The following is a 15,324-nucleotide window of genomic DNA, read 5'->3' as shown; positions in this document are numbered from 1 at the left end:
ACCGGGAGTAGCGTCGAAGGTTGACAAAACTATAGGAACACCCAACGACTAGTCATTGGGGACGTTCTTCAACGACTAGTTGTTGGGGACAGTCTTTGCCAAAGGCCCCGTTGGGCGAGATGTCGAACGGGAAGGTGCCGCAGCGATTGAACGCGGCGATGAACATGCGAATGGCGTTGGACGGCGTGGTGCCCACGAGCTGGGTTGCCGCCGCGAAGGCCGCCTTTTCCTCGGGCAAGACCTTCGCGACAACCGGGGTCATGTGTTCTGCCATGGCGCTTCCTTTTTGAAACGACGGTGGTGCGGATAGATGCGGGCCACGCGGCTGGGCGACGGGCTGTGAAGGCAACCCGATTGGCCCGCATCCGGAGTTTGTTTCTGCGGCGTTGGTATTACTTAGTATTCTTAAGTATTACCCCGCAGATAGAATACCACACCCGACCCCATGGGGACGGAGGAAAACGGATCATTTTGTTGCTGAGTTAGTATTTAGAGCGTGATGATGTCCGAGATATCGAGGGCCTGAGCGTCGGAGGCGTCGTGTGTGGCGAGTAGGAGCGTGCGACCGTCGAGCAGATCGAGCACGACCTCGGCGCACACATCGCGCGCCGCGACATCCAGGCCGGTAAAGGGCTCGTCCAGAATCACCGCGCCGCCCGGGCACAGCAGGGCTCGGGCGATCTCGACGCGACGGCGCTGCCCGCCCGAGAGCTCGGCCACACGAGCATGTACATCGATCCCCGGCACTAGCAGGCGCAGCAGGGCTGTGGCACTCGAGGCATCCGCACGCGCATCGGCGCACACCAGCACGTTATCCAGCGCCGAGGCGGACTCGACCAAGCGCGCGTCCTGAAACACCATCGAGCACGGCGCACACTCCCCCGCTGCCAACGAAAGCAGCGTCGACTTGCCCATGCCCGAGGCGCCCATCACACAGATACGCCCACCCGCGGGCACGTTGAGCACCAGTCCGTCGAGCGCCGGCGCCCAGGGCGCGCGATCGCCCACGGCAAGCGCAAGCTCCGCTGCAGCGCCATCGCCCGCAGCCCTCGCACGCCCGCGAGCGCCGCGCCCATGCGCACGCACGGCCACGCGCCACGCCACGGGTCCCGAAACCCGCAGCAGCCACACCAGCACGCGCTCACACGCCCACGAGGCGGCAACGACCAGCACGGTCCACGCCAGCAGATCAGCCGTCTCGATCAAAAGCTTCGCCTGATAGATGCGCTCACCCACGGTGCCCACCGCCATGCCGATGAGCTCGGCTGCCACGCCGGCCTTCCAGCTCATGCCAATCACGGCACGCGCACACGAAAGCACAAACGGCAGGACTTCGCGCCAGGTATGGGCGCAAAACAGTCGCCAGCCGCGCACGCCATGCAGACGGAACATCTGCTCCAGCGGTTTATTCACCTGTGCCAAGCCCTCGGCCAGCGAAAAATACACGCCCGGCAGCGCCATCAAAAAGACTGCCGCGATGCTCACGCGCGCCGACCCCAGCCAGATTAGCAACAGGACCACCACGCAGGCGACCGGTGTCGCCTTTATAAACGACAGCGCCGGAGCCACCAGGTGCGCAAACGCCCGCGAACGTGACGAAATCCCGGCAAGCACACCAACACACACCGCGGCAAGCGCCAGCCCGCCCAGTATCCGCGCGCCCGAGCCCGCCAAAATCGCCCAGGTACCGCCATCGCACACCAGGCGCAGAAGCGCCAAGGCAACAGCACCCGGCCCCGGCAAGATCAGCGGCTGCGCCACCAGCGACGCCGCAAAGATCCACACGGCAAGCCAAAAGGCGGCGACGGCACCCACTGCCGCCACCGCCTTCGCACGCTCAGTCATGTGTCGAGCAAACGCACGCACGGGCTACTCCATGTAGTAGAAATCGTCAGCCGGAAGTTTACCACCCACGGCACTCGCGTCCGCGTCGGACAGCACCTGAAGATACCCGCTAAGTGCCGCCTTCATATCCTTGCCCGTCTGGCAGACAAGCATGCACCCGGGAATCGCCTTCTCGGCGATCTTGGCGTTGTCCACGATGCCGGCATCGACCACGGCCTGTGCCCAGTCTGCCGGCGCCGCATTGACAGCCTTAACGCTCGCCGCATGGCAGCTCAAGAACTCCGCAACGGCCTCGGGATGCTCCTCGGCAAAGGCACGGCGCACCACGGTCACGCCCGTCAGCAAACGGGAGCCCGTGTCACCCGCGAGCTCGTCCCACACATCGGTCAGGCTCACCGGTGCCGACAGCTTGCCCTCGCTCTTGGCGATGGCAGCGGTCTTGAATGGCTCCGGCAGCACGCCCACGGCGGACGGGTCGGCAAGCAGGGCCGACAGCACCTCGGTGGGTTCGCTCTTAAACTCAAGCGCCACCTGGCCGGTCAGGCCCGCGCGCTCCAGCAGGTAGTTCATGACGTACTCCGGCGTGGTGCCCTTGCCCGTCATGTAGACGGTATGGCCCGCCAGATCGCCAAACGAGGCCACACTCGCGTCGCCCGTCACAACGTTCAGCACGCCCAGCGTGTTGATGTCGATGACCTGCACCGCGCCCTCGGTCTTGTTGTAGAGCACGCTCGCCACGTTGGCCGGCACCAGGGCAATGTCGACATCACCCTGAATGACCTTGGGCACAATCTCGTCGGCGGCAGTGTTGATCGCAAAGTCGAACTCGTTGTCCGTCTCGCCGTTTGCGGCCTGGTCCATAAACTGCACCAGGCCAATCGAGGTCGGTCCCTTGAGCGAGGCGACGTGCACCTCGACCGACTCTGCAGCAGCACCGGCGCCGTCCGCGGCAGCCGAGCCCGCGGCGGACCCGGCACCGGCAGCCCCGCCGCCACAGCCCGCGAGCACAAGCGACAGGGCGCCCACGGCGAGCGCCGAGGCAAACCCCCGGCGCGACATCTCAAAATCAAACGCGCGCATCGTTAGCACATCCCTTCGTTAGGCATCGTCCAGGCGTGGTGGTCAGTGTGCAGCAACTCCTCGGCCAGCGGCGAGAGCGGCGCGCCCAAGAACTCGCGATAGCATGCCTGAACATCGGGATTCTCGTGCGAGAAGCGAATGTCCGCTGCCGCATCGAGGCCCCAAAGAACCTGACCACGCTCTGCCGCCAGCTCGCAGCCGTCATGGATGGGCTGGCCACCGCCACCGACGCAGCCGCCCGGACACGCCATGACCTCGACGAAGTCATAGCTCGCACGGCCGTCGCGAATCGCATCGAGCAGGCGGGCGGCGTTGCCCAGCCCGTGCGCCACGGCGACGCGCACCTTGGTGCCATCGATATCGGCCATGGCTTCCTTCCAACCGTCGAGCCCACGCATCTCGGTAAAGAAGTCGGCATCGGGATTCTTGCCCGTCACCAGGTAATATGCCGAGCGCACGGCGGCCTCCATCACGCCGCCCGTGGCGCCAAAGATCACACCCGCGCCCGTGCCAAAGCCCAGCGGCGTATCGAGCGGCTCCTCAACCAGCGTATCCACGCTCACGTGGTTCGCGCGGATCATGCGCACCATCTCGCGCACCGTCAGCGCAACGTCAACGTCGGGCGTGCCGTCCTCGCCCACCATGCTCGGCAGCGCGCACTCGGCCTTCTTGGCCGTGCACGGCATCACGGACACCACAAACAGGCGCTCGGGCTCCACGCCCAGCACCTTGGCGTAGTAGGTCTTGGCGATGGCGCCGAACATCTGCTGCGGCGACTTGGACGTGGACAGGCTATCGACAAACTCCGGATAGCGTGCCTTTACAAAGCGTACCCAGCCCGGGCAGCAGCTCGTGAACATGGGCCAGCCGCGGCTGTCGCCCTCGCCCTTGGCGGCCTTACCCAGGCGCTCGAGCAGCTCGGAGCCCTCCTCCATAATGGTGAGATCAGCCGAGAAGTCGGTGTCGAACACGTACTCAAAGCCCACGCGGCGCAGCGCGCAGGCCAGACGCTCGACGGTAGCCTCCTCGCGTGAAATGCCGAGCTCCTCGCCCCAAGCGCTACGCACGGCTGGCGCGATCTGCACCAGCACGATCTTGTCGGGATCAGCGAGAGCGTCGAACACGGCCTCGGTGTCATCGCGCTCGCGCAGCGCGCCCGTGGGGCAATGCGTGATGCACTGGCCGCATGCGACGCAGTCGGTCTTGCCGATCGGCGCGCGCCCGCGGGTGCCCACGGCGGTGTGCGTGGCGCGGTTGGTCAGGTCCCAAATCCCCAAGCCCTGGACGCTCTCGCACACCTTGATGCAGCGCATGCATTTAATGCACTTGTCGTTGTCGCGGATGATGGGAAAGTCGAAGTCCCAGCCCTCACCCGCCAGATGCTTCTGGTAGGGCAGATAGAAAATGCCCAGGTCGTTGGCGATGGCCTGCAGGTTGCAGTTACCGCTGCGCACGCAGCTCGCGCACTGCGCATCGTGCTGCGACAGCAGCAGCTGCACGTTGGTGCGACGGGCCTCGCGCGCCTTGGGGCTGTTGGTGTGGACCACCATGCCGTCGAGCACGTAGTTGTTGCAGGCGGCAACCAGCTGGTCGCAGCCCTCAACCTCGACCACGCACACGCGGCAGCCGCCGATCTCGTTTAGATCGCGCAGATAGCACAGGGTGGGAATCTGGATGCCGACGGACTTGGCTGCGTCCAGGATCGTGGTGTGCTCGGGCACCACGACCTCGCAGTTATCGATAGTGAGCTTGACCATGTTGTGCGCTCCGTTTTCGGTGTTGTCGCTGACAGTGGTTTTGTTGGGCTCTACCATTCCAAGTTCCTCCCTCCGCGGAACGCACCAAAGCCAAAGTGGTCGCAGCGCAGGCAGCGGCTCGCCTCCTGGCATGCCTCCTGTTCGGTAAGACCCTGCTCGACCAGATTCCAATCGTGAATACGCTCGCCCGCCTCGCGCTCGCCCAGCTCGCAGCGGCCGCACTCGTGCTTACCCTTAAACTGGACGGTCGGCAGTTCGACCTCGAGTTTGATCTTGTGATCAAAGCCCAGGTAGCGGTCGATGTTTGCCGAGGCCACGCGGCCGGCGTTGATAGCGCGGATAACGGTGGCGGGGCCGGTCTGGCAGTCGCCGCCGCTAAAGAGACCATCGAAGTTGGGCACGGCGCCGTCCGAATCGGTGACGACGCAGCCCCACTTGCAGGCAATGCCCATCTCCTCAAACGGCTTGGAATCGATGTCCTGGCCAATGGCCACAAACACGCGCTCGCAGGGGATGATGCGTTCGGGCGTGGCGGCGGCACGCGGGGCCGGGCGACCGCGGCGGGGCTCGCCGATAATCTGTGGCTGCACGCGCAGGCCGCACACGCGACCGTCCTCGCCGGTCTCGATGGCGAGCGGGGCCGTCAGCTCCAGCACCTCGCAGCCCTCGGCCTGGGCGCCGGCGATCTCGGCGTCCTGGGCCGTCATGTCGCAGATGCGACGGCGGTAGACGATGCTCACCTTTTCGGCACCGCAGCGCACGGCAGAGCGGGCAACGTCCATGGCGACGTTGCCGCCACCGATGACGCATACGCGCTGGCCACTCAGATCGGGCAGCTCATCATCGCCAATGGCGCGCAGCATCTTGACGGCCGACTCCACGCCGAGCGCCTCTTCGCCCGGAAGGCCGAGCTTCTTATCGCTGTGGGCGCCAATGGCCAGGTAGACGGCATCGAACTCGTCGCGCAGGCGGGCAAGCTCCTCGCCGTTGACGGAGTGGTCGAGTTCCACGTTGATGCCGGCGCTCAAGATCCAGTCGATCTCGGCCTGCAGGCGCTCGCGCGGCAGACGGTAGCTGGGAATGCCGTAGCGCAGCATGCCGCCCAGGTGGTGGCGCTGCTCAAAGATGGTCACCTTATGGCCCATCACGGCCAGGTAGTAGGCACAGGAAAGGCCGGCCGGGCCGCCGCCGATCACGGCGACGCGCTTGCCGGTGTTGTCCACTACATGGGGCTTGTGGTCGTTGAGGTCGCTGTGCTCAACGGCAAAACGCTTGAGAGCGAGGATGTTCATGGGGTCGTCGACCATGCCGCGACGGCAGTGCATCTCACAGGGGTGCTCGCATACCAGGCCGCAGACGAGCGGCAGCGGGTTGTTTTTGCGGATGACTTTGACGGCGTCGGCATAACGGCCGGCCTCGACCAGCGAGATGTACCCGGGAATGTCGACGTGCGCCGGGCAGCCCGATACGCACGGAACGCGTGCCTCGCGGTCAAAGCCGCAGGAGTGCTCGCGAATGTGGTGCTCAAAGTCGTCGCGAAAGCCGCGAATGGCGGTAAGCGCCATGGCGCCGGCCTCGTAGCCGATGGCGCAGTCGCTCGAAAGGTAGATGGTGCGGGCGGTGCGCTCAATCAAGTTGAGCGTGGACTCGTCGGCGCGGCCCTCGAGCACATCGGCGAGCAGATCGCTCAGCGCGCTCAGGCCCACGCGGCAGGGTGTGCACTTGCCGCAGCTCTGAGTGGAACACAGGTTGACGAGCGCTGCCGTAAACTCAACGGGACACGGGGCGAGCGAGCTCACCGCCAAGCGGCGTCCGAGTGCATCGTGCAGGTCGTCCATGACGGCCTGGGCGTGGCTGCGTTCCATTACATGCAGTCGAGCCATAAGATCCCCTCTCACATGGCAGCCCGGAGGCGAGGCCGGGCGAAGTTGCTACATGCAACACACTGACCTAAAAAGTTGTTAGGTCTCCACGCGGTTCGGCAGGCGGTATAAAACGCGGCCCTCAGCGGTGCTAAACACCTTTACCGCAGATAAATGCCATATTTGATAAAACGCGTTACCAAATGACAATGCCCCGCCCACGCAATCACGTGGACGGGGCATTGCTCCAGGTATGCGGTCAGCGACCCTGTTGCTTTTACTTAAGCTCGGGCCAGAAGTCCTTGTTGGCCTCGATCATGTCGTCGAGAACTTCCTTGGCGACCTTCATCGACGGCACGGTCTTGTTCAGCGTAAAGGCCTTGAGTGCCTTCTCGTACGAACCCTCGATCGTAGCCTCGACCACGAGCTTCTCGGAGTTCAGCTGCTGCATCATGAGACCCTGCTGGAACAGCGGGATGTTGTCGCGGCTGATGACCTCGGGGCCATTCTTGCCAATGTAGGCAGGCAGCTCGACCATAGCGTCGTAGGGCATGTTGGGGATAGCGCCCTTGTTCTCGCAAATGACCAGGAAGCGCTGCTTGGTGTCGTTCTTCAGAGCGATAGCCAGATCGGCAATCCAGTCGCCGTGGCTGCCCGCGTAGAACGTGCTCTCGTCGATCTCGCCCGTCTTCTCGTAGTGGTCGATGCCGTCGAAGAGGTTCTTCTCGCGCGTCTCCTCAACCTCGTTAGCTCGGGTGCGCTCGGGGTTGGAATGCTCGACGAACTCCTTCTGCTGCAGGTAGTAGTTCAGATACGTGTTAGGCAGGTACTCCGGGAAGCACTCCATGATCTCGTACTCGCCCTTCCAGACGTAGTACCAGCTGCCCTTGGTGTGGCGGTTCTGCTCGGGGTGCTCGTCAGTGGCCTCCTCGGGCTTCTTGGACATCAGCGAGCCCATGCCCTTGAGGTACGAATCGGGCAGCAGAATCTCGTGCTCCTTGATGTACTCGCGCAGCTGCGGGAGCACCTCCTCGCCCTTGTGGCGAATCGAGGTGAACCAGCCAAAGTGGTTGAGGCCAAAGTAATCGTACTCGACATCCTTCTTGTCGATATCGAGTGCGGCGCAAACCACGTCGATGATCGCGATCGGCATGTCGCAGATGTTGATGATGCGAGCGTTGGGACGCAGCACACGGCAGCCCTCGGAGACGATGGCAGCAGGGTTGGAGTAGTTGAGAATCCAGTAGTCCTTCTTGGCGTACTTCTCGACGTCATCGATCAGCTCGACCATGGGGAAGATGGTGCGCATGCCGTAGGCAAGGCCGCCGCAACCGCAGGTCTCCTGGCCCACGCAGCCATGGCGCAGCGGAATCTTCTCGTCCTGCTCGCGCATGGCGTAGCCGCCCACGCGCATCTGGGCAAACACGAAGCTCGCGTCGGTAAAAGCCGTCTCCTTGTCGGTGGTCACCGTGAGCTTGATGTCCAGGCCGAGGTCCTCGTGCAGAATCCAGTCCACGAGCACGCCGATCTTGCGCTGGCGCTCCTCGTTGATGTCGTACAGACGAATCTCGTCAACGTCGAGTTCGTCCTTGCGCAGAGCGATGGACTTGACGATGCCAGGGGTAAAGGTGGATCCGCCACCACACAGAGTAATGATCATTGTTTACTGCTCCTTCTCAATTGCGTTTTCGACCTTGTCGCGCATCTCGGCGACCTTCATGCCAAAGATGATCTGGATATTGTTGCCGTTGCGGTTGATGCCGCTGTTGGGCACGTGGTTGATGAGGTTCTCATCGATGAGGTCCGGGTTCTTAACGTTCACGCGAAGACGCGTAAAGCAGTTCTCGAGCTCCTCGATGTTGTCCTTGCCGCCAAGACCTGCGACCAGGTCGGCAATACCTGCATCGACGCCCTCTGCGGGAGCTGCGGCAACAGCGCCCTGCTTCACCGCGACAGACGCGGCGGCCTCGCCCTCGGCAACGGACTCGGCGAGCTCGGACTCCTCCTCGCGACCAGGCGTGTGGAGGTTGAGCTTCTTAATAAGGAAGGTGAAGAGGAAGAAGTACAGAGCGGCGTTGACGACTCCAAGCACCAGCATAACCGGCCAGTTGGTCTTGTCGACACCGAGGACCAGGTTGGAAACCACGATGTTGATGATGCCGCCTGCAGTCGAAGCGGGCACGGAGAGGACCTTGAGCAGGACCAGGAAGATACCGGAAAGAACCGAGTGAACGACAAAGAGCACGGGAGCGGCGAAGACAAAGAGGAAGTCCATGGGCTCGGTGACGCAGGAGAGCACGGCGGTGATGATCAGCGGGATGATAACGGCCTTGGTCTTATCCTTGTTCCCCTTGTAAGCGGTGAAGATAAAGGCGAGACCGATACCGATGTAGGGCCACAGGTTGTTGAAGGTGTAGCTGTTGAAATACGTGCTATCGGAGAAGGGCTGGCCCGTCATTGCCATCTCGGCGACACGGATGGGATAGGCGCCGGCGATAACCTGATCGCCCAGCGTCAGGGTGCCGCCCACATCGGAGAACTGGAACGGGGTGTAGATGAGGTGGTGCAGACCGGTGGGAACGAGCAGCTTGTTGAGCATGCCGTAGATGAACAGACCGATGTTGCCCGACTCCTTAATGATGCCGGCAACGGAGGAGATGGCACCCTGAACCGGAGGCCAAACGATGCAGAAGCCAGCGCCCATGATCCAGGAGATGATGATCATGATCAGGAACGGGAAGCGAACGCCCGAGAACATCGAAAGGGCAATGGGGAACTGCTTGTTCGAGTACTTGTTGAACACGGCACCGGTGATGCAACCAAGAATGATGCCGCCAAACACGCCGGTATCGAGCACCTGAATGCCCATAACGGTGCTCTGGCCGGTTCCGGTAAGACCGAGCATGCCGCTCGCTTCGGCAAGAGAGCCGGTGGCGTTGAGCACGATGTTGTTAGCCTGCAGGAACAGGAAGAACGACATCAAGGCAATCAGCGAAGCATGGCCCTTGTTCTTCTTTGCCATGGCGCCGGCGATGCCCACGCAGAACAGAATCGAGAGGTTGTTGATGATAAACATCAGCGACTGATAGACAACGGCGCCCACAAGCTGGAACGGACCGGAGCCCAGCACAGGGATCACGGCGCAGATGGTCTTGTTGGTCAGAATAATGCCCACGATGAGCAGAATGCCGGCAACCGAGAGATACATCATCGGCTGAACGATTGACTTCGCGAACACCTCCAACGGCGCTTTGAAATTGAACTTCTTTTTTGCGGTCATAGCGGTACTCCCCTTCCTTTTCCGCAAATTAAGACAGATGTGCCCTGGACAAGACCGTGAGCCTTGCCTTATATCAATCGATGTGTGGGCACGTTATGCCTAGAGACCAGGTTCTCCAAGCAGGTTAACAATGTGGTACGCGAGATAACTCTTCTCGGCATCGGTAACGACAACGTTATAGGTAGACGACAAGTGGGCGGCTATGGCGTCCGCGCACGAGAATGCGCACGGATACTTAGTTTCATCGATTCGGAACAGCGCGTCGCCATTGATTTGCCCGGCCGCGGGGTCAAGCGCCCGCTGTGCGAAAAACTGCAGGTGGCGGACGAAACGCTCATAGGGCAGCGAGGTGTCATCGAGGGTCGTAGCATAGCGCTCGGAAACAATCGTGAGCACGTCGCGAACAAGCTGGACCGAGATGATGAGACGGTCGGAGCGTTGCGGCATGGTGGCGTTGACGATATGCAGCGTAATAAAACCCTGCTCTTCTTCGCTCATCTGGATGCCCATATACTCCTTGACAATCTGCAGCGCACGGCCCGCAAGCGCATACTCCTTGCGATAGAACTGCTGGATCTCGAGCAGCAACGGATTCTCGCAGGGGACGCCCTTGCGCTCGCGCTCCAAAGCAAGGCTGATATGGTCTGCGAGAGCAATGAGAATCTTGTCGTTGATATCAACATTGAGCTCTCGACGAAGCATCTGAACGATGTCCTCGGCAATCACGAGGTTGACGGTGGGAATGGACTCCAAAAGATGTGCCAAGCGGTCGATCGTACGCGAATCCTGAGAAGTGCCCTCCTGCAGTGCATAGGTCTTTTCGACCGATGCTTCATCGACAGCGTCGCCGGCATGACGGCCAAAGCAGAGGCCTCGACCGATGACAATGAGCTCGGAGCCATCGTCCGAAGTGACCATTGCGACGTTATTGTTGAAAACTCGCTTGATAACCACGGTACCCACCACAAGAATTTACTCGGAAAGCCAGACGACAGGCTCTTTAACAGCAACAGGGCCGGAAGCGTGCTCACGAAGAGTCGAGTTCTCCGAACGCTCGCACACGATAACGAAGACCGTGGGATCGAAGCCGGCGGCGCGGACCGCGTCGAAATCGACCTCAACGAGGGGCTGGCCCGCGTCGACATGGTCACCCTGGGCAACAAGCGCATGGAAGCCCTTGCCCTCAAGTTTAACAGTGTCGATTCCGATATGCAGCATCACCTGAGCAGAGCTGTCGTCGGACATGATGCCCAGTGCATGCTCGGTCGGGAACAGCGCCGCGACGGTACCGGAAACAGGAGCGCACACCGTTCCCTCTTGGGGAACCACGGCAACGCCATCGCCCACGGCACGGCTGCTAAAAGCGGGGTCATTGGTATTTTCTAGATGAACAAGCTCGCCGGAAACAGGAGCGAGGATTTCGAACTCGGAAGTTGCAGTCTTCTGCTCATCCGAACCGCCCATCAGGCGAGAAAAGAAACCCATGGTGGCATGTCCCTTCATAAATATAGCCCAACCAAAATCAAGCGAATGCGTCCATAGAGACACATCCGTTCAAAGACTTTGGTTAGGCCCACGTCCGAGGGACTCGGTAACCTTCCGCATTTCTTTTTACGGGAGCTATTGTAGACAAGCCCAAAGCCAGAATAGTCATTATGACCGGTGAGCGGTATTTTTTCTTCGATAAACGGTATTTAGGCAGCACTTGGGGACGTTCCTTTTCTGCCGGCACTCGGGGACACTCCTCACTCTGGTGCATTGGGGACAGGTTTGTTTGCACCAGGTTGGTGCAGATTAACCTGGCCCCATTGCACCAATTTCGTATGCGCTAGACAAAGAGCTCGCATTCCTTCCGCACGACGCAAACCTTGCTCAGCATCTGGGAAACAGCGGATAGCTTGTTGGGATCAAGCTTACGAGCGCCTCGCGGGCATACGGCAATGCAGCGCATGCAGGAGATGCACGCCTCGCCAGCTGCTCGTTTGGGGTCACCCTTGTCGATAGCACAAACGGGGCACGCCGCGGCGCATGCACCGCAGGAGACGCAATCCTCTGTTGCCTCGGGTGCCATGCGGTGACCTCTGGCTTGTTTATAAGGACGATTGCCGGGAATAGAGGGCTCGGATGCATCCTCAGCCAACAGCTTTTGCTGAATTTGCTGCGCAAACTCTGCGAGCTGCGCCGCATCCTGCGCATCCGGACGACCGGCAGCAAACTGTCGCGCAATGGAATGTTCTGCAATGGCTGCAACTGCCGCGATTACCTGGAATCCCGCATGCTTCGCAACGTCCTCCAGCTCTACGAGCGTGTCCTCAAACGCGCGGTTTCCGTAGACGCACACCAGAACGGCCCGCGCTCCGTTGCCGTGAACCATGTTCAGTCGGTCGACCGCCACGGCAGGGACTCTGCCGGCATACGCTGGCACGGAGATAACAGCCACGTCGTCCTCAGTCATCGAGACAGCGCTGAAATCTAGCCCGCTATCGGTCAGATCGACGGTAACGGTCTTTTTGTCCAGCGCCCCGGCCACAAGGCCAGACACCTTCCGCGTTCCGCCCGTCGGACTAAACACAATTTCGAATACGCTCATCGAGGCACCCTCCCCCCTACGCCTGGCAACGCGTCAAGCCGTTTTCACATTCAGACAGAGTATACGGCGCGTGGGATCCCCGTTTTGGTGCACCAAACACCCCAATGCGCCCACCCTGCGCTGTCTGCCTCTTCGTTTTGTATAAATTACGGTACAGATTGTATATATTTACGGGATATCGCCGCGTTCTCCTGAGGTACCCCATCCTGGCCCGTGCAAAAAACGGAGTATTCTGCAACGTGACCGCGCCAGCACCGCCGCGGGTGGGCAAAACTGTAGGGCGCCGTATCGTTCTAAGTCCCGACATGGCGAGAATGACGCGCCCCTGCTCCGGAAAACGGCGAAATCTGACTCGGAACGCTCGCTAGGGATATCCGAAGGCCACCGTTGGCGACGTCGAATCATATGCAGACAACTCGAACTGCAGAATACTCCAAAAAATGCACGGCGCACCCCATAGGACCCATTGCTGCATGGCGGAAAATAGGTCCTCAGCATCCCCCAGATGCATTCCCGAGAAAATCACGTTTGAATTAGCGATGGACACGGCAAACAAAAGGGCCCGAGCGTTGTTTGCTCGGGCCCTTAGCTTGTCTCACGCTAGCGCGCGATGCGCATCTTACTTGCGCTTGCCGCCGCCGTCACCGGGGCGACGGGAGCTGCCGCCGCGCTTGCCACCACGGCTGTTGCCATAGCTGCCACGGTTATCGCGACCGCCGGCACGGCCGCCACGGGAGCCGGTCTGGTTGCCGCCACGCCCGCCACGATAGCCGCCACGACGCTCCTCGCGGGTATCGTCGTAGTTGCGCCAGTCATCGCGACGATCGCGGCTGGCACGCGGGTCACGACGATCGCGCGACTCGTTAGAACGACCAGCGCCGCCGCGGCCGCCATTGCCGCGAGCACCCTCGCGACGCTCGCCGCCGCGGCTACCGCGCTCTTCAAAGCGCTTGCCGCCACGGGACTCGCCGCCGCGGGTGCTACGCTCACCACGGCCCTCGCCGCCGCGGCGCTCGTCACGGCCACCGCGCTCGTCATCACGACCGGAACGACGGTGGTCGCCCGCACCGCGCTTGCCACCGCGCGAACCGCGGTCCTCGTCCTCGCGCTCGACACGACGACGGCCACCGCGATCCCCATCCTCGCGACGGCGGCGATGCGCCTCGCCCTGGAACTGCTTGGCACGACGCTCGGCACGGTTACCGCGCGGGGCCTGCTCGACGGCAGCGGCACCGCCGCGCTCCTCGGCAGCTACCTCGCGGGCCACGCTCTCAACAGCCTCGTCTACGCGAGCCTGAACGCCCTCGCGCACGCGGGTCTTGCCGCCGCGCTTGGGACGGCTCGGACGCTCGCCGTCGCCGCGGCGCTCGTCGCGACCGCGGTTGGAACGACCGGCAACATCGCCGTAATCGTCGCCGTTGCGCTTGCCGTCGCGACGCGCCTGCTCAAGCTTCTTCTTGCTCTTGGACTTGCCGCGCTTGGTCTTCTTCTTCGCCTTAAAGGCCGCAGGGTCGCGCTCGGGATCAACCGCGGGCGGGTTGGGACCCACGTGCAGGTCGCCGGCCTCGTAGATGTCGGCGGTCTTGTCCATGAGCTTCTCGATCTCGTAGAACTCGTCCACGTCCTGCTCGGTCACAAACGTGATGGCCCAGCCCAGCTCGCCGGCGCGGCCCGTACGGCCAATGCGGTGGATATAGTCAGTCGGCTCGGCCGGCACGTCAAAATTCACAACGTAGCGCACGTCGCTAATGTCGATGCCGCGGGCGAGCACGTCGGTTGCCACCAGCACGTCGACGGTGCCGTCGCGGAAGGCCGAAAGGGCACGCTCGCGCTGGGCCTGGCTGCGGTTGCCGTGAATCGCGGCGGCCTTGATGCCCTTACGCTCCAGACGACGGCAGCAGCTGTCGGCGCGGTGCTTGGTGCGCATAAAGACGATAGTGCGCTCCGGACCCTCCTTCTTGAGGAACTCGGGCAGCAGGTTGTTCTTGGCCTCTATGGACACCGGGAACACAAACTGGTCGACGGTGTCGGCGGTCGACGTGGCGGGCGCGATCTCCACGCGAGCCGGGTCGCTCACCAGGTCGGTGATCTCGCCCACGGCCTCCTCGTCGAGCGTCGCCGAGAACAGCAGCGTCTGGCGCTCGGCCGGCGTCTCGCGCACAATGCGGCGGACGGCGGGCAAAAAGCCCATGTCGAGCATGCGGTCGGCCTCGTCGAGTACCAGCACTTTGACCTCGCCCAGGTGGCAGGCACCCTGCTCGATCAGATCGACCAGACGGCCCGGCGTTGCGACCAGGATGTCGCAACCGTACTTGAGGGCAGCGGTCTGGGGCTTGTAGCTCACGCCGCCCACGACGGTCACGGCAACATGGCCGGTGACGTCGGCGATTTTGCTCGCGACCTCGTCGATCTGCTGGGCAAGCTCGCGCGTAGGGGTGATGACGAGCATCACGGGGCCGCGGCCGTTGCCCTCGGGCTTTTTAGCACCGCGACGACGGTTGCGGCCGCTGCGCTCGCGCACAGGCTTGGGCGGAGCGATGTGCTCCAGGTTGTTCATGGTCGGCAGCAAAAAGGCGGCCGTCTTGCCGGTGCCGGTCTGAGCGGCGGCAAGCAGGTCGCGGCCTTCGAGCACCACAGGAATCGAACCGGCCTGCACGGGCGTCGGCGCCGTGTAGCCCAGGTTCTCGATAGCACGAAGCATCTCGTCGGAAAGGCCCAGCTCGTCAAAGGCGGGCAGGCTCTCGGTAGCGGACTCGACGGCCTGGGCAGCATTGGCCTCATCGGCAGCATCGAAGGCAGCCTGGGTCATGGCCTCGCGGGTCTCGTCCAGAATCTCGGCGTCGGTGACGTCGGATACAGAATTACGCATATGTTGTTGTTCCTTATCTGCACGCGCAATGGGCACGGCAT

The 15,324-nt window shown here is 62.2% G+C and carries 11 protein-coding genes; all 11 read right to left on the bottom strand.

Annotated elements, in window-relative coordinates; translation table 11 throughout:
- Nucleotides 1-52: 52 nt before the first annotated feature.
- The 11 genes from DWV43_RS05085 to DWV43_RS05035 all read right to left on the bottom strand — a co-directional run bounded on the left by DWV43_RS05085 (nt 53) and on the right by DWV43_RS05035 (nt 15,283).
- Nucleotides 53-274, bottom strand: a complete 222-nt coding sequence (locus tag DWV43_RS05085) for a hypothetical protein (protein ID WP_117757910.1) — start codon at nt 272-274, stop codon at nt 53-55.
- Nucleotides 275-489: 215 nt separating this feature from the next.
- Nucleotides 490-1,866: an ATP-binding cassette domain-containing protein gene (locus DWV43_RS05080; protein ID WP_117817226.1), complete on the bottom strand. Its 1,377-nt coding sequence runs from the start codon at nt 1,864-1,866 to the stop codon at nt 490-492.
- Nucleotides 1,867-1,869: 3 nt separating this feature from the next.
- A complete protein-coding gene (locus DWV43_RS05075; RefSeq protein ID WP_117817225.1) occupies nt 1,870-2,925 on the bottom strand; it encodes an ABC transporter substrate-binding protein in 1,056 nt (351 codons plus the stop codon).
- Nucleotides 2,926-2,927: 2 nt separating this feature from the next.
- Nucleotides 2,928-4,682 carry a [FeFe] hydrogenase, group A gene (locus DWV43_RS05070; protein ID WP_117817229.1) on the bottom strand — a complete coding sequence of 585 codons (1,755 nt, stop codon included), beginning with the start codon at nt 4,680-4,682 and terminating at the stop codon, nt 2,928-2,930.
- 50 nt (nt 4,683-4,732) lie between these two features.
- Complete coding sequence (locus DWV43_RS05065; RefSeq protein WP_117817224.1) at nt 4,733-6,565, bottom strand: NAD(P)-binding protein; 1,833 nt, start codon at nt 6,563-6,565, stop codon at nt 4,733-4,735.
- 256 nt (nt 6,566-6,821) lie between these two features.
- Complete coding sequence (locus DWV43_RS05060; RefSeq protein ID WP_117634836.1) at nt 6,822-8,204, bottom strand: 6-phospho-alpha-glucosidase; 1,383 nt, start codon at nt 8,202-8,204, stop codon at nt 6,822-6,824.
- A 3-nt stretch (nt 8,205-8,207) separates the two neighbouring features.
- On the bottom strand, nt 8,208-9,824 hold the full coding sequence (locus DWV43_RS05055; RefSeq protein ID WP_117817223.1) for a PTS transporter subunit EIIC: 1,617 nt from the start codon (nt 9,822-9,824) through the stop codon (nt 8,208-8,210).
- A 99-nt stretch (nt 9,825-9,923) separates the two neighbouring features.
- Nucleotides 9,924-10,778, bottom strand: a complete 855-nt coding sequence (locus DWV43_RS05050) for a PRD domain-containing protein (RefSeq protein WP_233539202.1) — start codon at nt 10,776-10,778, stop codon at nt 9,924-9,926.
- Between the two features lie 18 nt (nt 10,779-10,796).
- Nucleotides 10,797-11,309 (bottom strand): PTS glucose transporter subunit IIA, encoded by a 513-nt coding sequence (locus DWV43_RS05045; RefSeq protein ID WP_158549283.1) that lies wholly within the window; start codon nt 11,307-11,309, stop codon nt 10,797-10,799.
- A 343-nt stretch (nt 11,310-11,652) separates the two neighbouring features.
- Nucleotides 11,653-12,414 (bottom strand): 4Fe-4S dicluster domain-containing protein, encoded by a 762-nt coding sequence (locus DWV43_RS05040; RefSeq protein ID WP_117817222.1) that lies wholly within the window; start codon nt 12,412-12,414, stop codon nt 11,653-11,655.
- A gap of 619 nt (nt 12,415-13,033) precedes the next feature.
- Nucleotides 13,034-15,283 carry a DEAD/DEAH box helicase gene (locus tag DWV43_RS05035; protein WP_199569361.1) on the bottom strand — a complete coding sequence of 750 codons (2,250 nt, stop codon included), beginning with the start codon at nt 15,281-15,283 and terminating at the stop codon, nt 13,034-13,036.
- Nucleotides 15,284-15,324 lie beyond the last annotated feature (41 nt).

The sequence above is a fragment of the Collinsella sp. AF05-9 genome, from assembly GCF_003465595.1.
Taxonomy (GTDB): domain Bacteria; phylum Actinomycetota; class Coriobacteriia; order Coriobacteriales; family Coriobacteriaceae; genus Collinsella.
This window is presented reverse-complemented; position numbering and strand designations above follow the sequence as displayed.

Coding starts and splice junctions, on each gene's coding strand:
- DWV43_RS05065 (WP_117817224.1), bottom strand. CDS start 6,565: ATGGCTCGACTGCATGTAATGGAACGCAGCCACGCCCAGGCCGTCATG.
- DWV43_RS05085 (WP_117757910.1), bottom strand. CDS start 274: ATGGCAGAACACATGACCCCGGTTGTCGCGAAGGTCTTGCCCGAGGAA.
- DWV43_RS05075 (WP_117817225.1), bottom strand. CDS start 2,925: ATGCGCGCGTTTGATTTTGAGATGTCGCGCCGGGGGTTTGCCTCGGCG.
- DWV43_RS05040 (WP_117817222.1), bottom strand. CDS start 12,414: ATGAGCGTATTCGAAATTGTGTTTAGTCCGACGGGCGGAACGCGGAAG.
- DWV43_RS05060 (WP_117634836.1), bottom strand. CDS start 8,204: ATGATCATTACTCTGTGTGGTGGCGGATCCACCTTTACCCCTGGCATC.
- DWV43_RS05070 (WP_117817229.1), bottom strand. CDS start 4,682: ATGGTCAAGCTCACTATCGATAACTGCGAGGTCGTGGTGCCCGAGCAC.
- DWV43_RS05035 (WP_199569361.1), bottom strand. CDS start 15,283: ATGCGTAATTCTGTATCCGACGTCACCGACGCCGAGATTCTGGACGAG.
- DWV43_RS05045 (WP_158549283.1), bottom strand. CDS start 11,309: ATGGGTTTCTTTTCTCGCCTGATGGGCGGTTCGGATGAGCAGAAGACT.
- DWV43_RS05055 (WP_117817223.1), bottom strand. CDS start 9,824: ATGACCGCAAAAAAGAAGTTCAATTTCAAAGCGCCGTTGGAGGTGTTC.